The organism is Saccharopolyspora erythraea (assembly GCF_018141105.1).
GTDB lineage: Bacteria > Actinomycetota > Actinomycetes > Mycobacteriales > Pseudonocardiaceae > Saccharopolyspora_D > Saccharopolyspora_D erythraea_A.
In genome coordinates, this window is the sequence record NZ_CP054839.1 from 188734 (window position 1) to 210366 (window position 21633).

Consider the following 21633-nt stretch of genomic DNA (forward strand, 5'->3'; position numbering starts at 1 on the left):
GTGACCGACCGGACCACTGAAGCCCCAACCGCGGCGGCGGGGGAGAGCAAGCTCAGCGACGTCGCGTCGGTGCGCGCCGGCGGTTCGCAGGTGGCCGCCGAGCAGGTGCTCCAGCGCGTCGTGTTCCCCCGCGACGAGGACCCGCTGGACGTCCGCGCGCTCTACATCGACGAGCCCGAGACGCTGTCCAGCTCGGCCACCGTCGTCTCGCGGCGCTCGGTGCGGGTCCCCTCGCACAGCAAGCTCTCGTTCGCCTCGTACTTCAACGCCTTCCCCGCGAGCTACTGGAAGCGCTGGACGAAGGTCAGCGAGGTCGTGCTGCGGCTGAAGGTCAAGGGGGCCGGTCGGCTCGACGTCTACCGCTCCAAGCCCAACGGTGACAGCGTGCACCTGCAGGGCACCCACGTCAGCAGCCAGGACAGCTGGACCGACCTGGAGTTCCGGGTGTCGCTGACGCCGTTCGAGGACGGCGGCTGGATCTGGTTCGACGTGTTCACCAACGACGCCTCGCTGGAGGTCGACGAGGCGGCGTGGACCACGGACCTGGACCTGCCCAGGCAGAAGGTCGTGGTCGGCACCACCACCATCCGCCCGGCCGACTGCGTGACCGCGCTGAAGACGCTGGGCGAGGACCCGCAGGTCCTCGACGTGGTGGAGCGCGTCGTGGTCGCCGACCAGGGTCCCCAGAAGATCCGCGACACCGAGGGCTTCGACGAGGCCGCCGCCCGGCTCGGCGACAAGCTCCAGGTGATCGAGCAGGCCAACCTCGGCGGTGCCGGAGGCTTCGGCCGGGTGATGTACGAAGGCGTCTACAACTCCGACGCCGCGCAGGTCATGCTGATCGACGACGACATCGCCCTGGAGCCCGACGGCGTGCTGCGGGCGAACGCCTTCGCCCGCGCGTCGTCGCAGCCGGTCATCGTCGGTGGCCAGATGCTCAACCTGCAGGCCCGCTCGCGCCTGCACACCATGGGCGAGGTCGTCGACATCGGCGGCGCGATGTGGCGGCCGGCGCCGGGCGCGGTGACCGACCACGACTTCGCCAAGAAGCCGCTGCGCCGCAGCAAGAAGGTGCACCAGCGCATCCACGCCAACTACAACGGCTGGTGGATGTGCCTGTTCCCGCGCGAGGTGATCGAGCGCACCGGCCTGCCGCTGCCGCTGTTCATCAAGTGGGACGACGCGGAGTACTCGCTGCGCGCCGGCGGCCACGGCTACCCGACGGTGACGCTGCCGGGTGCGGCGATCTGGCACATGCCGTGGACCGACAAGAACGACGCGACCGACTGGACCGCGTACTTCCACACCCGCAACCGCCTGATCCTCGCCGCGCTGCACAGCCCGGACGAGGTGAAGGTCCCGATCGTCAAGCAGGGCCTCAAGCTGGCGCTGCGCCACCTGCTGTCGATGGAGTACTCGACGGTCGCGGTGCAGCAGAAGGCCCTGGAGGACTTCATGGCCGGGCCGGAGGGGCTCTTCGAGTCCCTGCGCACGGCGCTGCCCGAGGTCCGCGAGCTGCGCAAGCACTACGAGGACGCGCAGACCCTGCCGTCGGCCCGGGAGTTCCCGCCGCCGTCGGCCGACCCGGTGATGGCCGAGGGCCTGCTCAAGCCGCCGGTGAACCCGGCGGTGATCGCCGCCCGCGCGTCCAAGGCGCTGCTGCACAACCTCAAGGAGCCGAACCGGGAGGCGGCGGACCGGCCGCAGCTCAACGTGCCCGCCGCCAGCGCCCGCTGGTTCCTGCTCGGCAACCTCGACAGCGCGACGGTGTCCAACGCCGACGGCAGCGGGGTGGCGTTCCGCCGCCGCAACCCGGAGGAGTTCCGCAGGCTCGGCCTCCGGGCGATGGCCAACTACCGCAGGCTGGGCAAGGAGTGGTCCCGGCTGCGGGAGGCGTACCGTGCGGCCCTGCCCGAACTCACCAGCGCCGAGTCCTGGAAACAGGTCTTCGACCAGAAGTGACCCCCGAACCACCGAGCCTGAGCGCTTAACCAACCCCCGGAGACGAAGTGGCTGCAGACCTGACCACGGCGGCTCCTGCCGAACCGCAGGATTCCGCACAGACAGACGAGGCGAAGTCGACGGTCACCCCCGAAACCGTCGCGTTGCGCAAGGTGCAGGGCGCGCTGGCCAAGCCGCAGGTGGTCAAGGCCGCGCGCGCGATGTCGCTGTTCGGCGAGCACGCGGGCGGCTGGCTGGCCATCGGCGCCGTCGGTGCGCTGGTCGACCGCAAGCGCCGCGGTGAGTGGATCACCGCGGCCGCGGGCGTCGCCCTCGCGCACGGCGCATCCATCGGGGTCAAGCGGGTGGTGCGCAGGCGCCGCCCGGCCGACCCGCAGGTCGAGGTGCTGGTCGGCACCCCGAGCAAGCTGAGCTTCCCGTCCTCGCACGCGACGTCCACGACGGCCGCCGCGGTGCTTTACGGCGGGTTGACGGGTAAGAAGCTGACCCCGGTGCTGGTGCCGCCGATGATGGTCAGCCGACTCGTCCTGGGGGTTCACTATCCGAGCGACGTGGTCGCCGGTTCCGCGCTCGGCGGTGTCGTGGCGTGGGCCGTCCGGCGATTCATCAGACGGCGGAGGAACCGTGGCTGACAAGAAGGAAACCGCGGCCGTCCGGGAGGACGAGGCCGCCGAGAGCAAGGAAGAGCGGACCGAGGCCGAGCAGACCGAGGCCCGCGCCGCGGAGGCCAAGGCGGAGGTCGAGGTCGACGCCGAGGGCACGATCGGTTCGGAGTTCGGCGACGAGGTCCTCGAACCCGAGGCGACCAAGGTCTCCGACGACCCGAAGGACAAGTCGTCGGACGCCTACCACGCGAAGGTCACCGCGAAGGCGGGCACGCCCGCCGGCCTGGCCACCGGCCTGGTCAAGGAGCTGCGTCCCAAGCAGTGGGTCAAGAACGTCCTGGTGCTGGCCGCGCCATTCGCTTCCGGCCGGCTGCTGGAGACCGGCGTCCTGCTGGACGCGGTGCTCGCGTTCGTCGTCTTCTCGATGGCCGCGTCGGGCATCTACTTCATCAACGACGCGATCGACGTCGAGGCGGACCGGCAGCACCCGACCAAGCGCAACCGCCCGATCGCGGCGGGCCTGATCCCGCTGCCGATCGCATGGGTGGTCGCGGTGGTGCTGCTGGGCGGATCGCTGCTCATCTCGGCATTCGTCAGCTTCCCGCTGGTCGTCGTGATGGCGGTCTACATCTCGGTGCAGCTCGGCTACTGCTTCGGCCTCAAGCACCAGCCGGTGATCGACCTGTGCATCGTCGCCTCCGGCTTCCTGCTGCGGCTGGTGGCCGGTGGTGCGGCTGCCGTGCTGGAGATCTCGCAGTGGTTCCTGCTGGTCACCGCGTTCGGCTCGCTGTTCATGGTGGCGGGCAAGCGCTACGCCGAGGTGAAGCTGGCGCTGGAGACCGGCGCGAAGATCCGCAAGTCGCTGAAGGCGTACTCGCCCTCCTACCTGCGGTTCGTGTGGGCCATCTCGGCCGCGATCACGATCATGTCCTTCGCCCTGTGGGCCTACGACATCCGTGAGATCGAGCAGTCCCGCTGGGGCCTGATCTCGATCATCCCGTTCGTGATCGCCATGCTGCGCTACGCGGTCGACGTCGACCGCGGCGTCGCCGGCGAACCGGAGGAAGTGGCGCTGAAGGACAAGGTCCTGCTGGTCCTCGGCGTGATACTCGCGGGCTTCCTGTTCCTGGCGTTCTACCTGTAACCCAGGCCGAGAAAACGCCCCCGGCTTCGGCCGGGGGCGTTTTCGTTGCGTGCGGGGGATCGGACAGACGCGCCAGCGTCTAGCGGCGCACGTCCAACCCACCGCTCTTGACCTCACCGAGGAAGCTCGCCCACGCCCGGCGAGTCACGCGCAGCGTGCCCCCGTCCCTGTCCTTGGTGTCGCGGATGTGGGTCCGTAAGTCCTCGATCGCCAGCTCAACGCACTCGCTGGCCCCGCTCCCGCTACGACTGCTCTTGCGCCATCTCAAGTCCGACATCTAGAGCCCCTACCTGCGAGCGGATCAGGTTCGACGACTCGTCGGTGCTCAGCGCCAACTTGGTGACCTCGTCGAACGTGTCCGCGAACCTGGTCACGTCGTCACCATTCTCCACCCAGTTGCCGCCTGCGGCGGAGGCCACGTAGACGGCGGGCGGATCCGCCGCGTCCTGGTAACCGAGGATCACGAAGCCGCCGGTCATGGTGGCGTAAGCGCCGATGCCGAACGGCACGATCTGCAAGGTCACGTTGTCCCGTTCGGCCATGACCAGCAGGTGGCGCAGCTGTTCGACCATGACCTCCGGTCCTCCGACGACGCGCCGGATCACTCCTTCGTCGATCAGCGCGTGGTAGTTCATCGGGGAGGGCGGCGACAACCTCGCCTGCCTGCTCAACCGTGCGGTCACGTACCGCTGCGGCGGAGTGCTGTGGAACTGCTGACCGGTGAGGTTGAGGGCGCGGGCGTACGCGTGGGTCTGAAGAAGCCCGGGGATCACGAGCGGTTCCAGATGACGTGCCGTATCGGCTTCGTTCTCCGCGCGGAGGAATGCTCGCAGTGCCTTGGAACTTCCCGCCGGGGTCACCACTCGCGTCGCCTGTTCCGCCGCGTCCTCCCACATCGCCGCGGCTTCGACGCGTTCGTGGTCTTCCGCGCCGTAGAACGCCAGCAGTGCCTGCATCGTGGCCCAGCCCGGCCGCACGTGACCGGTTTCGTACCGTGACACCGTCGATTCGGCAACGCGCAGCAGTTCGCTGGAATCCGCGAGTGATTTCGCGGCACGGTCCCGAAGACCGAGGAGGAGTTGTCCGAGTCGGCGTTTGCGCCGGGTGGGCGTGGCTGGCATGCGCCTGAGCCTATCGCCGTTTTCGATCAACGAGCTGCACTCGATCGACTGAAAATAGCGCGCAATTGCACCTGCTGGCTTGTGTGTTCGGATGCGGCTCCAACAAGATCAGCACCGAAGGCGACAGCCGAGGGCAGGAGAAGCGCCGTGATCGACTCATCGCATTTCCCGTCCTGGCGCTACTACTGGTTGCCGGTACCGGACAGGTCCAGCGTGTACGGGTTCGTGCGGCATGCCTTTCCCGGCAGCAGGATCGACTCGGGCCCCGCCGGTTCTGCTTTCTGCGGTGAGGATTTCGCACTCGCCACGCCTTCGGAGATGGACTGGATTCGTGCGCCCACCTGCGAGCGCTGCAACGAGAACCTCAAGGAACTGAAGGGTGCGGCGGGAAGATGAGCACGGCACCGGACTCGGCCGAGATCACTTCCGCGGACTCGGGCCTCGGCGGACCGACTCCCGAAGACGTCCTGTGGCTCGTGCACGAGTCGATCGACTGGGCGCGGGTCGGTCCCGATCTGCTGCGGAGAGTCATCGAGCGCATGCGGGCGCTCTGAAAGCCGCCTGGTGCCGTTGCTTCCCCGACCTCCGGCACCGGGCGACGCGGCCGGTCGGCGTGGGCGTGTCCCCTTCCCGCGTCCCGCCGACCGGCCGTACCAGCGGATCTCAAGCGAGAAGCCCCGGCTGTCCGTCCACAAGGGACGAGCGGCCAGGGCTTCCCGCGAGCTGTCCGAAGAACCGGACCGCTGTCAGCGCATGCTCATCCGGCGTGCGCGGCCTGCTTGAGACGCCGTTGCCGTCGGGCACCGTAGATGATCGTCCAGGTCAGCAGCAGCGCGATCGTTCCCATGCCGAGCACCGCGGACAACGCGACCATCACGTCGATGGGCAGCACGAAGGCGAGCCCGACGCGCACGGCCGCTTCGGCGAGCAGCACGACCGCCCACACCGCGGTCATGAGGGTGAAGGTGCGGCGGAAGCCCGGGTTCGTTCCCCAAAGGCCCTCCCACTCCTCGACGTTGTCACCGGCGGAACGGAACCGCCTTCCGGCGTGGAACATCGCGGGCTTCCCGACGAAGCAGCTCGCGAGGAAGATCAGCCCGGTGATACCGGTGCCCAGCGAGTCCTTGATGATGAGGGTGCGGTCGTCCCCGGAGATCAGGACGAGCGGGAGCGCGAGCAGGTATGTCAGCAGCATGAAGCCCGCGAACGGCTCGAGCTTCCCGGCCCGGAACACGCCGAACAGCAGCCGCACGCCGGCCACCCCGGCACCGGCGAGCAGCGACACGTGCTCGCTGAAACCGTAGGAGCGCAGCCCGTAGTAGGCCGCCATGGGCAGACCCACGTCCACCAGCAGCCCGCCGAAGATCTTCAGGAACTTGCGGACCGCCGAGGGCGACTCGGCCTGCGGCGAGGTCGTCGACTGCGTCTGGGGCAGGGTCATCGTGGGCCTTTCGTCGGGCGAGCCGGCGAGCCTCGTACCGGCGGTTGTCGTGCGGTACTGCGAAGTCGTCATGATCAGGCGTCCAGTTCTGCGTCCGGGATCCAGGATCCGTGGAATCCGGTGGGCACCCGGCGGGGCAGGTGCACGGTGGCCACCGGGGCGGCGGTGAGGTCGGTGGCGTCGAGCACGACCAGGTCGGAGCCCTTGCCCGAGCGGTCGCTGACGATGGAGAGCAGCCAGCCGTCGTCTTCGTTGCGCGCACCGGCCGCGGGCACGAACACGGCCTCGCCCGCGGTCCGGCCGGCTCCGAGGTCGTGCGTCTCGCCGATGCCGGTGGCGGTGTCGTACTTGACGACCGCGGCGCCGGTGTTCGAGTCGTCCAACTGCTCGGCGACGGTGTACAGGTAGCGGTTGTCGCGGCCGACGTGGTTCTCGTTCAGCGTCGGGAACTCCACTCCCCGGTCGTCGATCGCCTGCTCCCGCACGGAACCCGACGCCAGGTCGAAGGTCCAGCGGTGCAGGGTGCTGCGACCGGTGCCGGAGAGCTCGCCGGCCAACCCGCCCTCGCGCCGGGCACGACCGTCGCCGCCCAGCCGCGACCACCCGCTGCGGAAGGTGTCCCTGTCCCAGCGCACCGCGTCCAGCACGATGCGTCCGGCCGCGTCCTCGCGGGCGTTTCCGACGTGGAAGACGTAGCAGGGATCGATGTCGAACCAGCGCACGGCCGGTTCCCCGTCACGCGCCATCACCCCCAGCCGAGCGCCGTAGTCGTCGTTCCACCGGTAGGGGAGGGCGCGGCCGACCAGGTCCAGGTCGAAGGTCACCGGGAGGTCCAGCCAGATCACGTGGTTCTCGGTGATGGCGAAGTCGTGCATCATCGTCGCGCTCGGCACGTCGACGACCTGGCTGCGGACCAGCTCGCCTGCGGGCGACAACCGGTGGTAGGTGAGGTACGGCGGCCGGAAGCCGTAGCCGAAGAAGTGCAGTTCGCCGGTGTCAGGGTCTTCCTTGGGGTGGGCCGTCATCCCGTTGGTCAGCCGCCCGTCGAAGGCGCGCGGCCCCTCGGTGTCCAGGTCGGCGGTGAGCTCGTAAGGCAGCCCGCCCTCGCAGAGCGCGAGCAGATGCCCCGAGTGCTCGATGATGTGCGTGTTGGCCGGCGTGACCGAGCGATCGAGCGCGGCGCCGTCGCCGGCCTCGAAGCGCCCTTCCAGCAGGTTGGTGCGAACCCAGCGGTTCCGGTACCACTCCGCACGGCCGTCGCGGATGCGGATGCCGTGCACCATGCCGTGTCCGGCGAACCAGTGCCCCGGGTTCTCCCCCGGCAGCGGGTTCGGCCCGTTTCGCAGGTACCGGCCGGTCAGCTCCTGGGGCAACGCGCCGGTCACCGGCAGGTCGTGGACCTCGATCTCGTCGGGCACGGGTTCCAGGTGGCCGACGAGGTGGACCGGTGACGCGCTCGACGCCTCCTCGGCGACTTCCGTCATGTGTTTCCCCTCAGGGGCAAGAGATGCCAGCAACTTCGCCGATGACTTTGACATGTCATCACCGACATGTCAACTCTGACATGTTCGGGATGACATGACGGTTTTGTCAGGTAGAGTCGGGGTTCGGAGGTAACGATGTCGCTGCGCTACGCCCTGCTCGGACTGCTGGCCGACGAACCGCAGAGCGGTTACGACCTGACCCAGCGTTTCGAGCAGTCTCTGAAGCGCTACGCCTGGCACGCCAGGCACAGCCAGATCTATCCGGAGCTGAACAAGCTCGCGGCCGACGGTCTGATCTCCGTCGTGGAGGAAGGCGCCCGAGGGCGCCGCACCTACGCGCTCACCGAAGCGGGCCGGGAAGCACTGCACGACTGGCTCATGGACTGGTCCTCCCTCCAGCCCGTCCGCAACGAGTTCGTGCTGCGCCTCTTCCTCATGTCGGTCCTGGATCCGGCGGAAGCGCTTCCCGTGCTGCGCGGCATCCGCGAGCACGCGGAGGAGGAGGTGGCCGAGCTGAAATCAAGGGTGGAAGCGGCCAGCGGGCCCGACGGGCAGTGGGGTTTCGGCCGGCTCGCGGGGGAGTACGGCGTGCGCCAGTACCAGGCCATGGTCGACTGGGCGAAATGGGCGGAAAGCGAGCTGGCACGGGCGGTGCCGGACGAGGACTCCGCCGGCACCAGCACATGAGCCTGAAGGACTCAAGCCGCCGGGTCTGTGTGCGGCCCGACGAACCAGGGCTCCTGATCGAGGCGATGAACATCGCACTGCCGCCAGGAGCACCCGTCGTGGCCTACCGTCAGCGGAAATGTTCATCCGCAGATCACCCGTTCGGAGGTGGACCTTCACCGTCCGGGGCAAAAGTGGGAGGCCCCGAACCCTGGAGGTTGTCTTGTCCGATCCCACCACCGTTTCGCGCCGGAGCGTGCTGCTGGGCGGCACCGCCGCCGGCGCCGTCGCGCTCTCCGCGGCGACCGCGCTGCCCGCTGCCGCGCAGCAGGGCGCCGGCTTCGCCCGGCGCGGCGAGGTCTTCACCCTCGGCGTCGCCTCCGGCGACCCGGCCCCAGACGGCGTGGTGCTGTGGACCCGGCTGGCCGCCGACCCGCTCGCCGAGGACGGCATGGGCGGCATGCCGGACAAGACCTTCCCCGTGCAGTGGGAGGTCGCCGAGGACGAGCGGTTCCACCGCGTCGTCCAGCGCGGTGAGGCGCAGGCCGCGCCGAGCCTCGGCCACAGCGTGCACGTCGAGCTGACCGGGCTGCGCCCGGACCGCGAGTACTTCTACCGCTTCCGCGCAGAGGGCGGCGTCTCGCCGGTGGGCCGCACCCGGACCGCGCCGCTGCCGGGCGCGATGACCGAGCTGACCATGGCCTTCGCCTCGTGCGCGCAGTTCGAGCACGGCTTCTTCACCGCCTACCGCCACCTCGCCGAGGAGCACCCGGACCTGGTGCTGCACCTGGGCGACTACCAGTACGAGTACAAGGCCGGCGACTACGTGATCCCCGGCGGCAACATCCGCGACCACGCCGGTCCCGAGACCACGACGCTGGCCAACTACCGCCAGCGGCACGCGCAGTACAAGTCGGACCCGGACCTGCAGGTCGCGCACGCGGCCGCGCCGTGGGTCGTGGTGTGGGACGACCACGAGCTGGACAACAACTGGGCCGACGAGATCCACGAGAAGCCGGAGAAGCCGCAGCCGGACTTCCTGGAGCGCCGCAAGGCCGCCTTCCAGGCGTACTACGAGAACATGCCGCTGCGCCGGGCCCAGGTCCCCAAGGGCATCGACCTGCGGCTGCACCGCCGCATCGAGTGGGGCCGGCTCGCGACGTTCCACATGCTCGACACCCGCCAGTACCGCGACGACCAGGTCGGCGGTGACAAGGTCCCGACCACCGACCCGGCCCGGCTGGACCCCGCGCGCAGCCTGACCGGCGCTGAGCAGGAGCGCTGGCTGCTCAAGAACCTGCGGTCGTCGAACGCGCGCTGGGACGTGCTCGGCCAGCAGGTCATGTTCGCCGAGATCGACCTGGCCGAAGGTGACGCCGAGGGCTACAACCCCGACGCCTGGGACGGCTACGTCGGATCGCGGCAGCGCGTCATCCAGGGCTTCCAGCAGGGCAAGGTCCGCAACCCGGTCGTGCTGACCGGTGACGTGCACAAGAACTGGGCCAACGACGTGCAGAGCGACGGTCGCACGGTGGCCACCGAGCTGACCACCACCTCGATCACCAGCGGCGGCGACGGCTCGGAGTCGTTGACCGACAAGGAGAAGGGCTACCTGCGGGACAACCCGCACGTGCGCTTCTACAGCAACCAGCGCGGCTACATCCGCACCAGGTTCACCGAGGGCGAGCTGCGCGCGGACTACCGCGTGGTGCCGTACGTGTCGAAGCAGGGCGCTCCGGTGCGCACCGCCGCCAGCTTCGTGGTCGAGGACGGCAGGCCCGGCCTCAACCCGGCGTGATCCTGGCGGAGCCGGGACCGAACCCGGCGTGACCGCGTCCGTGGGGGTCGCCGCGAGCGGCCCCCACGGCGTCGCCGCTTCAGTGCGACGCGGGCACCAGGATCTCCACGCCTGGCGGGACGAACGCGATGTCGATCTTGTACGGCCCGCGCACCGGTTCCGGCCAGCCGATCAGCTCCCATTCGAGGCGATGGCTGAGCATGTCGTTGCAGCGCAGGCGATGCCGACCGACGTACTCGTGATCAACGGGTTCGGCGGATTCCAGGAAAGCCGGGCTCAGGTCCGGGAAAACGTCGGTCAGGTCCGGGAAAGCGCTGGCGGATGCAGAGAAAGCACCGGCCGCGTCCGGGAAAGCACCCACAAGCTCCGGGAAAACATCCCCGGTCGACGGAAGATCATCCCGGCCCGCCGGGAATTCGATCATTTCCCGCGCCGACAGCTCATCCCAGTCCACCCGCGGCCACTCGATCTCTTCCTGGTCTTCGCCTTCCGCCCCGGCGTGCGCGCCGCAAAGGTGCTCGACCGTCACCGTTCCGGGGCCGGCGTGCGCGTGCTGCCCCTTTCCTCCGCGCAGCGGGAAAACGGCCAGGGCCACCGCCGCGGCGCAGCCGAGCAGCAGAATTCCCGCGGTGCCGCTGAGAACCGGGTGCATCAGATCTTCCTTTCCGGGGCATCGCAGAGCATGCGCGCCTGCTCCATGCAGCAGGCGCAGGTCGGGGCCAGCCAGTCCACGTAGGACGGATCGGGGATCAGGACCGTTTTGCCGCACAGCGTTTCCCGTTCCTCGCCCTCGCGAGGCGGTGAGGTGGGACGCAGCGCGTGCCGTTCGCCCGCGATGGGACGCCAGTATACGGTCGGCCGATAAGACGAGATTCCGAACACCGTTGTCTCCCAAGGCAGAACGACAGATCAAGACGGCGGCCCCGGCCGGGAGATCGGGGAGTCGCCGCCGGAGCCGCCGCCGGCGAGAACCCTATTAATGGAACGGTCCGACGCGCGAGTCCCTAAAAGGGTGATCGATTTCCGTGCATTGCCATGCCAAGGTGATCGGGAAGAATGACCGGCTTCTTGAATTCGAAGGAATTTTCATGACCGTCGCCAACCCGCCCGTCGCGCGGCTGCAGCTCGGCCAACTGCTCCGAGAACTGCGCGAGAGCGCGGGTAAGAAACGCGAGGACGCCGCGGAGGTGCTGGAGTGCCAGGCGCCCAAGATCAGCAAGATCGAAACCGGCCGTTCCACCATCAGCGCCGGTGACGCGAGACTGCTGATAGACCTCTACGGCGCCAACGGAAACACCGCGCAGACCGTTCTGGAACTGGCCCGCGAGGCCCGCAAGCGCACCCAGGTCCGCGTCCCGGACTGGGCCCGCCGCTTCGTCGCGATGGAGAGCATCGCCGACGAGATCCGCGGCTACGAACCGGAGCTCGTGCCCGGCCTGCTGCAAACCGCGGAGTACACCCGCGCGCATGCGATGGCCACCGATCCCGGCCAGGTCGACCGGCTGATGGCGGTCCGCGAGGAGCGCCAGGCGCGGATCTCCGGTGGCAACGTCCCGCTGCTGCACGTCGTGCTGAACGAGGCCGTGCTCCTGCGCCCGGTCGGAGGGCCGGAGGTGATGGGCGGGCAGCTTCGCCACCTGCGCGAGGTGGTGGAGTCGCCGGAGATCACGCTCCAGGTCCTGCCGTTCCATGCCGGCGCGCACGCCGGCATGGGGTCGTCGTTCGTGATGCTGCACCTGCGGGAGTCCGGCAGCACGGTGGTCTACGTCGAGGACCTCTACACCGCCGGCTACCTCGACGGCGGCTCCCACGTCGAACGCTACGGCGCGGCCTTCGACCGCCTGCGCGGGTCGGCCCTCGACGAGGCGGAGACGACCACGCTGCTCGAACGGCAGATCAAGGAATACGCGTAGGTCCGCGCGGCACCACCGGACGAGGCGGCGGCCGCATCCGCCGCCGGTCCGGTGCCGGCCCCGTCTCGGCACCAGCGCCCGCGGACCGTGGCGGCGCGATCATGAGAACCGCCGCCGGAGTGAACCGCCGTGCGTTCGCGGACGCCGAGCGGGCGAATCGCCGAAACGATCACACCTTCGGGGCTGGTTGTTCGCCAGTATGGTCAAACAACAGTCCGAACTCCCCAGCAGGGAGAGCCGGTGAACCACCCGATCGGTTCGGCCGTACTCGAACGTCCCGCCGAGCCCGGCCCGGAGCGGCCAGCGCGCAGGAGCACTCCGCTGTGGCTCGCTCACCTCGTCGCGCTCACGGTCGGTCTGCTGGGGCTGGTCTGCGCGGTGTCGTTGCCGTTCGCGCCGGTGTGGTCCGACCGCACCGAGGTGCGGTGGCCGTCCGTGCACGCCGGTACGCCGGACGCGCCAGGCACCGGCACGACGCTCGACGCCGGACTGCAGTCGACCACGGCGCTGTTCGCGCCCTACCGCCCCGCCGAGTTCCACGCGGCGGTGCCGTGCGCGACGCTGCGGATCGCGGACGGGACGGTGCTCTCGACGCTGCCGCCGGGCAGCGACCGCGAGGGCATGGTTGTCGCGGCCCGCGACGGTGAGCCGCGGCTGCTGCTCGGGCAGCGGGAGGTCGAGCTCCCACCGCTCTCCGGCGACTGCACGCTCACCGTGAACGCCGACTCGCGGCAGACGGTGATCACCGCGGGACCCTCCACGACGACGCTGCCCGGTGTCGCGGCACCGGAGATCTTCACCTTCAGCACCGATCTCGAACCGATGCAGGCCGCCACGCTCTCGGTCACCGCGCGCACGTTCTCGTGGTTCGACACCACACCCACCGAGCAGAAGCGCGGCCTGATCACCGGCGCGCTGCTGATGGCGGTGCTGTCGCTGCTGTTCCTGGTGGTGACCGCGCCGCCGGCGATGTCGGCGCTGCGCGGGGCCGCGCGGCCCAGGACCTGGCTGCTGCTGCCGGTCGACGCCGCCGTGCTCGGGATTCTCGCGTGGTGGCTGGTCATCGGCCCGATCAGCGACGACGACGGCTTCGCGATGATGACGGTCCGCAACTTCGAGCCGACCGGCGACATCGCCAACTACTACCGCTGGTTCAACGCCTCCGAGACGCCGTTCACGCTGGTGCAGCACACGATGCGGTGGTTCGCCGACCACAGCCTCGCGCCCGTCTGGCTGCGGCTGCCGAGCGTGCTGGCGGGCGGGCTCACCTGGCTCGTCCTCAGCAGGGGCGTGGTCGGCCCGCTGTGCGGACCGGGCTCGCGGCTGCGGGCGCACCTGCTCGCCGCGGTGTTCTTCCTGGCTTGCTGGCTGCCCTTCGACCTCGGCGTGCGTCCCGAGGCGTTCGTCGCGCTGGGTACCACGGTGCTGGTCGCGGCGCTGCTGAAGGCCGAACACTCCGCGGGCCCCTTCGCGTGGCTGGGCGTGGCGGCGGTGGCCGCCGGCCTGACCGTCGCGGTGACGCCGTCCGGCGTCGCGGCGCTGATCATCGTGCTCCTGTTCTCGCCGCGCATCGCGAGGCTGGTCGTGCGGCCGGGAGTCGTACCGGCGTGGCTGTCGATCCCGGCGCGCACCGCGCTGATCACGTGCGCGGGGTCGGTCGGCCTGGTCGCGATGTTCGCCGACTCGACGTGGAACGGCGTTGCGCAGGCGACCTGGCTGCACAACGAGTTCGGCCCGAGCCTGGGCTGGTATCAGGAGTTCAACCGCTACAACGTGCTGCTCGGCACCACGCACTGGGGCGCCGCCGGCAAGCGGCTCGCGGTCTTCCTGGTGGTCACCGCGGTGCTGATCGCGGCGGGCTGCGTGCTGCGCGGAGTGCACCGCTCGACGCGGATGCCCGACGTCGCGCTGCTGCTCGGCGCGGTGGCGGCGATCTTCGCCGCGCTGTGGCTGACGCCGTCGAAGTGGACCCACCACTTCGGCTCGCTCGCCGGTCTCGGTCCGGCGCTGCTGGCGGTGACCGTCGTGATGCTGACGCGGGTGCGCGCGCGGCGGGAGGCCCGAGTGCTGGGAGTGTGCGGGGCGCTGGCGGCATCGCTGGCGGCGGGGTTGGCGTTCATGGGGCCCAACGCCTGGTACCTGTACTCCGACATCGCGATGCCGTGGTCGGACACGCCGGTCGAGCCGCTGGACCAGCCGGTGCTGTGGCTCGCCGTGGGCGTGGCGGCCGGTCTGGCCGGCTTCGCCGTCGTTCTCCTGTCGCGGCGCGGTGACTCCGAGGCGCGGCAGGCGTGGACCGCCATGCCGTCGTCGGTGATGGCGTTGGCGGCCCTGGCATCGACGATCGTGCTGCTCGGCTCGTTCACCACCGCGTACCGGGAGATGGGCGACCGCTTCTCGGTCGCCCGCACCAACTGGCGCAGCGTGACCGCCACGAGCTGCGGTGTCGAGCACGAGGTCGAGACCCTTCCGCTGGCCGCGACGTTGCGGGCACTGCCGGGCGCACCGGAATCCGACGGCTTCGCCCTTTCCGGGTCACCGCCACCGGAGCCCGACCTGGACCCCGAGTCCAGGAAGGACGGCGAGTTGCAGCCGCAGGAGGACGTGCCGCCGGTCTGGGACAGCCGCGAGGGCGGACCGCAGAACACCGGCAGCCTGACCACAGAGTGGTTCGAGCTGCCCGCGCTGGAGCCGGACCAGGTGCTCGCGATCTGGGTCGCGGGCAGGCCGGAGCAGGGCAACTCGCTCGTCGTCGAGTTCGGCACGCCGACCGGCGACGTGGTCCGGGAGCTGCGCGACCCGCCACCGACCGAACTGCCCTTCGACGACCCCCGACACGGCAGGCCGGTCGACTGGCGCGACTTCCGCCCATGGCGCGTGATGACCGTCGAGGTCCCCACCGGTGCCCGTACGGTGCGGCTGCACGCCGAGGACCGGACGACCGACGAGCAGGGCTGGCTGGCGGTCAGCGCCCCGGTGGTCCGCGACGTCGTGCCGTTGCCCGAGGTGCTCGACGCGCAGGGGCCGACGCTCGTCGACTGGCCGATGGGACTGCTCTTCCCGTGCCGCATCGACTACCCGCGCGTCAGCGGCGGCACCGCTGACAGCCCCGGTGTCCTGGTCGCGCCGCCCGCCGGTGAGGCGTCGATGGCGTACGACCCCGGCCTCGGAGGGGTCTTCGCCGGGGTGCCGATGCAGTCGCGCCGGATCGAACTGCCGAGCAGGTTGCGCGACGCCCCGGGCGTCCGGTGGGGGCACGTCTACGCCGTCAGCTACGACATCGAGCGCGACGTCTACGACCGGCAGGTGTCGAGGGTCCAGATCGGCGGTGCGGACGGCGACGGCGCCTACCCGTTCGAAGAGCACTGAAGCGGTTGGCGCGAAACCCGGAGCCGCCTGATCAGGTGCCGCCACCGGCCACTCTTTCGAGTGGACTGTCGGTGAGTGCCGGTGTGGTCGCTTTGCTTGGGGGTATGGGCTTTCATCGACCGTTCGCGGAATCTGCCGCGCGGCGGTCCCGCGGCTTTTCCTCCATCCTGCGGTTCTGGAGACGCATCCGGAAGCGAGCACCTGATCGCGGGGAGCAGCCGTGGCGGATGGCAAGGGGCTGGACGCGCCGGAGCGGGGGGCGTCGGCCGAGCTGAGGGACCAGGTGGCGCTGGAGTTCCGGCAACCGGCGCCTCGGGGCAGGTCCGCCCGCGTCCTGTCCGCGATCTTGGGGATCGTCGTCGGGCTCCTCGGCCTGCTCGCCGCCGTCGCGGTGCCGCTGGCGCCGGTGGTCGCCCGCGAGGTCACCGTCACCTGGCCGAAGGCCGCCGCGCCCGCCAGGTCCACCCTCGCGTTCTTCGTGCCGTACCGGCCGGTGTCGGTGGACGTCGACGTGCCGTGCCGGGTGGTGCGGTCGGGCCAGCAGCTCGGCAGGCCCGCCACGCTGGTGAGCAGCCGCCTGCCCGGCCAGCCCACGGCGGGTTTCGCGGTGACCACGGCGAGCGGCACCGCGCTGGTCCTGGTCGGCGGGCGCGAGGCGCTGCGGGCGCCGATCGGCCGCGACTGCGCCATCTCGCTGCACTCCGACGCTTCCGGGAGCACCGCCCGGATCGGCGACCGCACCGCCACGCTCCCCGGGGTACGGGTCGAGGACGTCGTCGCCTTCGCCACCGACCTTCCGCCGGACGCTGCGGCCGGGATGCGGGTGACCGCACGGGCCGCCAACCCGTTCGAGAACGAGCCGACCGCGGAGAAGGCGCTGCTGGTGTGGGGCCAGTTCCTGCTGGCCGGCCTCGCTTTCGTGGTGCTGGCCGTGCGCACGCGCGGCATGCGCGTGGTCAGTGTCGCGGCGACCACGGCGCCGCTGCCCGTCCAGCCCGGCCCGCCGGCCACCGACGGCAACCGCGCCCGCACGACACACCCCAACGACGACGGCACCACACGCCTCGACAGCGCTCGCACGGCACTCCTCGCCGGCGATGGGGCCGCGCCCGTGGAAACGCGGGTCGGCGCCTGGCGGCGCGCGGTGTCGGCACTGGTGGACCTGCTCGTGGTGGGCGTGCTCGGCGGCTGGTGGGTGCTCGGCCCGAACACGCCCGACGACTCGTTCGCGAGCGTGACCATCACCAACGCGCTCAACACCGGCGACGTCGGCAACTACTACCGCTGGGAGAACGCCTCCGAGGCGCCGTTCCTGCTCGCCCAGCGGCTGCTCGAACTGATGGCCGGGTTGAGCGCGGCGCCGCTGGCCATGCGGGTGCCCAGCGTCATCGCCGCACTGCTGACCTGGCAGCTGCTCAGCCGGGGCGTCCTGAGCGCCGTCATCCCCGAGCACAGCCGCAAGCCGTCGGTGCGGGCGCTCGCCGCGCTGAGCTTCCTCGCCTGGTGGCTTCCCTTCGGCCTGGGTGTGCGGCCGGAGCCGTTCGTGGCGCTGGGGGTGGTGGCGGCGCTGGCCTTCACGTTGCAGGGCGTGCGGCAGCAGCGGCTGGGCTTGCTCGGAGCCGCCGCGCTGTGCGCCGGGCTGTCGGTGGCGGTGAACCCGATGGGCATCACCGCGCTAGCGCCGTTCGTCGTGCTCGCGGGCCGGCTGCGGCGGATGCTGCGAGCGCCGGACGTGTTGCTGCTGGCCGCCATCGCCTCCACGGGCCTGGTAGCGATGTTCGCCGACCAGTCGCTGGCCGGAGCTCGCGAGGCGACTCGGTTGCACGGGTTCTACGGGCCGAACGTGCCGTGGTACCTGGAGATCCAGCGCTACCAGTTCCTCCTCGGCTTCGACCTCCAGGGCGACGTGGCCAGGCGTGCTCCGGTGCTGCTGACCGCGGTGGTGCTGCTGTTCACCGCGCTGCTGCTCAGCCGGGGCGCCCGCTGGCTGCCGGGCATGCGCATGGCAGGCGTGCCCGCGGGCTGCCTGGCGATCAGCCTTGCGCTGATGTGGCTGACGCCGTCGAAGTGGACGCACTACTTCGGTGCGCTCGCCGGTGTCGGTGCCGCCACGCTGACCGCCGGGGTGGTGCTGGTCGTGGTCACCGCGCGGCGGCTGGCCGGGGAGCGGACCGTGGTGCTCCTCGGCCTGCTCTGCACCGGCCTGGGCGTCGTGGCCGCGGCGTTGACGTTCGCGGGCAAGAACAACTGGTTCCTGCACTCGCACTACGGCGTTCCGTGGGGCGACGAGCCCGTGCACCCGCTGAACAACCCGCTGCTGTGGGGGCTGGGAGCCGGCGCGCTGCTGCTGGCAGCGGCGGTTCTCGGTGCCGTTCGCAAGGACCGGTTCGCCGCGCGGCGGACGCTGGTCCGCATGCCCGCCGTGCTCGGCGTGACGGCGGTCGGCACCACCGTGGCCCTCGTGCTGTACTCCTTCGCCGTCGCGCCGCTGCGCCAGAGCGGCAGCTACTCCGTCGGCGGGCAGAACCTCGCGAGCCTGACCGGGCAGAGCTGCGGGATCGTCGACCACGTCGTGGTCACGCCCGACGTACCGGGCGGCAGGCTCCAGGTGTCCGGCGGCGACCCGGAGGCGGTCGGTTTCCGCCGCAACGGCGGGTTCGCCTCGCCGCCGCCCGGCGGGACGGCGTGGAGCAGCTTCGGCGGCGGTCCGATCTCCACCGGGAACCTGACCACGGGCTGGTTCCCACTGCCTGCCGAGATTCCCGACAACCGCGAGCTGGCCGTCGACGTCGCGGGCCGCACCGGAGACGGGAACCGCATCGCCCTGGAGTTCGGCACGCGCGACGGCGTCATCGGCGAACGGGTGCTCGACGACACCGTGTTCGACGGCGACGAGCGCCCCGCCTACCCGGCCGACCACGTCATCGTGGACAAGCCGCAGGACAACCCGTCCTGGCGGACCCTGCACTCCGAGGTCCCCGACGGCGCCACCCGGGTCCGCATCCGGGCCGCCGACGGCACCACCGACGGAGCCGGGTGGCTGGCGGTGACCGGGCCCCGCATCCGCGAGGTCATCCCGATGGCCCAGTACCTGCGCGGCATGGCGCCGATCCTGGTTGACTGGTCGATGACCTGGTCCGCGCCGTGCCTGCGGGCGATGCCCGAGGTCGGTGGCGGACTCGCCGAACCGCCCGCCTACCTGGTCAACCCGCCGCACGAGCTCGGCTTCGGGGGCAGGGCGGCCTACGAGCGGGTGATCGGCGGCAGCTTCGCCGGTGTCCGGGAGGTCGGTCACCAGAAAGAGGTACCCACGCGGCTACTCGGTGTCGATCACGCTCCCCAATATGCCGAGTGGGGCCACCTGATCGAGGTCGATTACCCGCTATCGGGCAACGGTTTCGATGTTCAGAGCGTTCCGGTTTCACGGTGGGGTTGGCGAGGGGAGTGAACATGGCCGAGGCGATCAGTCACTCTGTCCGAGTTCCGGTGCCGCAACAACAAGCCGCGGAAGAGGGCAGCCCTTCGCTGGTCTCGTACGTGCTGCCGGTCTACAACGAGGTGGAGGGCATCCGCAGGTTCCACGAGGAGCTGACCGCGGCGGTCGCGACGCGGCCGGAGTTCCGCTACGAGTTCGTCTACGTCAACGACGGTTCGGCCGACGGTTCGCTGGGAATCCTGCGCGACCTGGCGAAAAACGATTCACGGGTGCACGTCCTCGACTTCGCCCGCAACTTCGGCCACCAGATCGCGATCACCGCGGGCCTGGACCACGCGGCGGGCGACGCGGTGATCATCATGGACACCGACCTGCAGGACCCGCCGCGGGTCAGCATCGAGCTGATCGACGCGTGGCTGGGCGGAGCCGAGATCGTCTCGGCGCGCAGGCGCACCCGGCAGGACAGCAGGTTCAAGCGGTTCACCGCCCACGGCTACTACCGGCTGCTGCGCCATTGCGCCGAGGTGGACATCCCGGTCGACACCGGCGACTTCCGGCTGCTCGACCGGCGGGCCGCCGAGGAGCTGCGCGGTTTCCGGGAACGCAGCCGCTTCATCCGCGGCATGGTCGCGTCGATGGGCTTCGAGCAGGCCGAGGTCCTCTTCGACCGGGACGAGCGCGTCGCGGGCGAGACGAAGTACCCGATGCGCAAGATGCTGCGGCTGGCCGCCGACGGCGTGACCAGCTTTTCGACGGTACCGCTGCGGCTCATAACCAGGATAGGGTTCGTCAGCCTCGCGCTGGCGCTGCTCGGCATCGTCTACGCGGTGGCGCTGCGGGTCTTCCTGCCAGAGGTGACCGTCTCCGGGTGGACGATGCTGATGGTCGCGATGCTCTTCCTGGGCGGGGTGCAGATGCTGTCGCTGGGGGTGATCGGCTCCTACGTCGGCCGCATCTACAACGAGGTCCAGCAACGGCCGCTCTACATCGTCCGGAAAGTGATCCGGTATGACCAGGACTGACCCCGGCGCACCGGTGGTCCGCGAACGGCTGGTCAGCCGCTCGCTGGTTCTCTACGCCCTGATCGGGTGCAGCGGTGTCCTGCTCGACTACGGGCTTTTCCTGCTGCTGTTCAACCTGGCCGGCCTGCACGAGCAGCTGGCCAACGCGATCAGCACCACGGCGGGGATCACCAACAACTTCGTGTTGAACGCACTGCTGAACTTCCGCAAGCGCGACCGGATCCTGGTCCGGTTCCTGCGCTTCTACGCCGTGGGCGTGGCCGGGATCGGGCTGACGTTCGTGCTGCTGCAGGTGTTCTCCGGCCACCTCGGCGTCGACCCGAACCTGGTGAAGGCCGGATCGCTGCCGGTGGTGCTGGTCTTCCAGTACACGATCAACCGGAAGTGGAGCTTCGGATGAGGTTGGGGATCGTCGGTGCGGGCGCGACCGGGCTGACCGCGGCGTTCGACGCGGTGAAGGCCGGGCACGAGGTCACCGTGCTGGAGGCGTCGGAGGAGCTGGGCGGGCTGGCCGCCTCGATCGAGGTCGGCGGCAACTCGCTGGAGCGCTTCTACCACCACAGCTTCAAGACCGACCGCGCGATGATCGAGCTGGTGCACGAGCTGGGGCTCGGCTCGAAGCTGCGCTTCCACAAGCCGAGCATCGGCGTCCACCTCGACGGCCGGATGCACGACTTCGGCACGCCGCTGGAGATGCTGCGGTTCCCGGAGTTCTCGATGCTCGACCGGGCGCGCTTCGCCGCGTCGTCGGCGGCGCTGAAGCTGGTCCGCGACGGCGAGCGGTTCAACTCCGTGCGCGCGCTGGACTGGATGCGCCGCTGGGCGGGGCCGAGGGTGACCGAGACGATCTGGGAGCCGCTGCTGACCGGCAAGTTCGGTTCGCGCGCCGGGGAGATCTCGATGGCCTGGCTGTGGGCCCGCATCCACTACCGCACCTTCGAGCTCGGTTACGTGCACGGCGGCTTCGACCAGGTGTACCGGGCGCTGCTGGAGGCGGTGACCGACCGGGGCGGCAAGGTGGAGTTCGGCAAGCCGGTCTCGTCGATCCGCCAGCCCGGCACCGAGGTCGAGGTCCGGGCCGGCGACGACGGCAGCAGCTACACCTTCGACCACCTCATCGTCACGGTGCCGCAGCCGGTGTTCGCCAAGGCGGCGGGCACCGCCTCCGACGACGTGCTCTGGCGCAACCAGTACCTCGGCGCGACCTGCTTCATCCTCGAATGCGACCGCGGCCTCATCCCCTACTACTGGCTGAACATCAACGATCCGGCCTTCCCGTTCCTGGCGGTCGTCGAGCACACCAACATGGTCGATCCGGCCGAGTACGGCGGCAGGCACGTGGTGTACGTCGGCAACTACGTGCCGCGCGACGACTGGCGGTTCACGACCGAGCCGAACGAGCTGCTCGAGGCCTACGTCCCCTGGCTGCGCAAGCTGAACCCCGAGTTCGACCTGTCGTGGGTGCGGGACTGGCACTTCTCGAAGGCGGGCTTCGCCCAGCCCGTCGTGACCCCGCAGTACCGGGCGCTGATCCCGCCCCACCGGACGTCGATGCGCAACGTCACGCTGGCGACCATGTCGCAGATCTACCCGCAGGACCGCGGTCAGAGCTACGCGATCCAGATGGCCCACGACGTCGTGCGCCACCTCGGCCTCGACCGCACGTAGCGGG

The 21633-nt window shown here is 70.2% G+C and carries 19 protein-coding genes; 13 read left to right on the top strand and 6 right to left on the bottom strand.

What is annotated here, in order from left to right; translation table 11 throughout:
- From HUO13_RS00825 to HUO13_RS00835, 3 genes are read left to right on the top strand one after another with little or no spacing between them, the layout of a single operon-like run.
- Positions 1–1962, top strand: a complete 1962-nt coding sequence (locus HUO13_RS00825) for a glycosyltransferase (protein WP_282975639.1) — start codon at positions 1–3, stop codon at positions 1960–1962.
- Positions 1963–2009: 47 nt separating this feature from the next.
- Complete coding sequence (locus HUO13_RS00830) at positions 2010–2594, top strand: phosphatase PAP2 family protein (protein ID WP_432757814.1); 585 nt, start codon at positions 2010–2012, stop codon at positions 2592–2594.
- Entirely contained in the window at positions 2587–3711 is a 1125-nt protein-coding gene (locus tag HUO13_RS00835; RefSeq protein WP_211899619.1) for a decaprenyl-phosphate phosphoribosyltransferase, read from the top strand. Before HUO13_RS00830 ends, HUO13_RS00835 begins: the two co-directional genes overlap by 8 nt.
- Before the next feature lie 79 nt (positions 3712–3790).
- Here HUO13_RS00835 and HUO13_RS00840 read toward each other — a convergent pair whose 3' ends face one another.
- Positions 3791–3988 (bottom strand): DUF397 domain-containing protein, encoded by a 198-nt coding sequence (locus HUO13_RS00840; RefSeq protein WP_211899620.1) that lies wholly within the window; start codon positions 3986–3988, stop codon positions 3791–3793.
- Positions 3954–4862: a helix-turn-helix domain-containing protein gene (locus tag HUO13_RS00845; protein ID WP_211899621.1), complete on the bottom strand. Its 909-nt coding sequence runs from the start codon at positions 4860–4862 to the stop codon at positions 3954–3956. Before HUO13_RS00845 ends, HUO13_RS00840 begins: the two co-directional genes overlap by 35 nt.
- Before the next feature lie 117 nt (positions 4863–4979).
- On the opposite strand from HUO13_RS00845, the gene HUO13_RS00850 reads away from it, so the two are divergent.
- Positions 4980–5228 carry a hypothetical protein gene (locus tag HUO13_RS00850; RefSeq protein WP_249124367.1) on the top strand — a complete coding sequence of 83 codons (249 nt, stop codon included), beginning with the start codon at positions 4980–4982 and terminating at the stop codon, positions 5226–5228.
- Positions 5225–5386, top strand: coding sequence for a hypothetical protein (locus tag HUO13_RS00855; RefSeq protein ID WP_211899622.1), 162 nt, complete (start codon positions 5225–5227; stop codon positions 5384–5386). Before HUO13_RS00850 ends, HUO13_RS00855 begins: the two co-directional genes overlap by 4 nt.
- Before the next feature lie 203 nt (positions 5387–5589).
- On the opposite strand, the gene HUO13_RS00860 is transcribed toward HUO13_RS00855, so the two are convergent.
- Complete coding sequence (locus HUO13_RS00860; protein ID WP_249124368.1) at positions 5590–6345, bottom strand: VC0807 family protein; 756 nt, start codon at positions 6343–6345, stop codon at positions 5590–5592.
- A gap of 2 nt (positions 6346–6347) precedes the next feature.
- Positions 6348–7757 (bottom strand): carotenoid oxygenase family protein, encoded by a 1410-nt coding sequence (locus HUO13_RS00865; RefSeq protein WP_211899623.1) that lies wholly within the window; start codon positions 7755–7757, stop codon positions 6348–6350.
- 135 nt (positions 7758–7892) lie between these two features.
- On the opposite strand from HUO13_RS00865, the gene HUO13_RS00870 reads away from it, so the two are divergent.
- On the top strand, positions 7893–8444 hold the full coding sequence (locus HUO13_RS00870) for a PadR family transcriptional regulator (RefSeq protein ID WP_211899624.1): 552 nt from the start codon (positions 7893–7895) through the stop codon (positions 8442–8444).
- Positions 8445–8646: 202 nt separating this feature from the next.
- Complete coding sequence (locus HUO13_RS00875) at positions 8647–10221, top strand: alkaline phosphatase D family protein (RefSeq protein ID WP_211899625.1); 1575 nt, start codon at positions 8647–8649, stop codon at positions 10219–10221.
- A 79-nt stretch (positions 10222–10300) separates the two neighbouring features.
- Here HUO13_RS00875 and HUO13_RS00880 read toward each other — a convergent pair whose 3' ends face one another.
- Positions 10301–10873 carry a hypothetical protein gene (locus tag HUO13_RS00880; protein WP_211899626.1) on the bottom strand — a complete coding sequence of 191 codons (573 nt, stop codon included), beginning with the start codon at positions 10871–10873 and terminating at the stop codon, positions 10301–10303.
- Positions 10873–11103 (bottom strand): zinc finger protein, encoded by a 231-nt coding sequence (locus tag HUO13_RS00885; RefSeq protein ID WP_197537720.1) that lies wholly within the window; start codon positions 11101–11103, stop codon positions 10873–10875. Before HUO13_RS00885 ends, HUO13_RS00880 begins: the two co-directional genes overlap by 1 nt.
- A gap of 206 nt (positions 11104–11309) precedes the next feature.
- Here HUO13_RS00885 and HUO13_RS00890 point away from each other — a divergent pair, with 206 nt between their 5' ends.
- The 6 genes from HUO13_RS00890 (at position 11310) to HUO13_RS00915 (ending at position 21629) form a co-directional block, all read left to right on the top strand.
- Positions 11310–12134: a helix-turn-helix domain-containing protein gene (locus HUO13_RS00890; protein ID WP_211899627.1), complete on the top strand. Its 825-nt coding sequence runs from the start codon at positions 11310–11312 to the stop codon at positions 12132–12134.
- 240 nt (positions 12135–12374) lie between these two features.
- A complete protein-coding gene (locus tag HUO13_RS00895) occupies positions 12375–15503 on the top strand; it encodes an arabinosyltransferase domain-containing protein (protein WP_211899628.1) in 3129 nt (1042 codons plus the stop codon).
- A 220-nt stretch (positions 15504–15723) separates the two neighbouring features.
- Entirely contained in the window at positions 15724–18951 is a 3228-nt protein-coding gene (locus HUO13_RS00900; protein WP_211899629.1) for an arabinosyltransferase domain-containing protein, read from the top strand.
- A gap of 38 nt (positions 18952–18989) precedes the next feature.
- Positions 18990–19961: a glycosyltransferase family 2 protein gene (locus tag HUO13_RS00905; protein WP_249124369.1), complete on the top strand. Its 972-nt coding sequence runs from the start codon at positions 18990–18992 to the stop codon at positions 19959–19961.
- Positions 19948–20361, top strand: a complete 414-nt coding sequence (locus HUO13_RS00910; RefSeq protein ID WP_211899631.1) for a GtrA family protein — start codon at positions 19948–19950, stop codon at positions 20359–20361. Before HUO13_RS00905 ends, HUO13_RS00910 begins: the two co-directional genes overlap by 14 nt.
- A complete protein-coding gene (locus tag HUO13_RS00915) occupies positions 20358–21629 on the top strand; it encodes an NAD(P)/FAD-dependent oxidoreductase (RefSeq protein WP_211899632.1) in 1272 nt (423 codons plus the stop codon). Before HUO13_RS00910 ends, HUO13_RS00915 begins: the two co-directional genes overlap by 4 nt.
- The last annotated feature ends 4 nt before the right edge of the window (positions 21630–21633 follow it).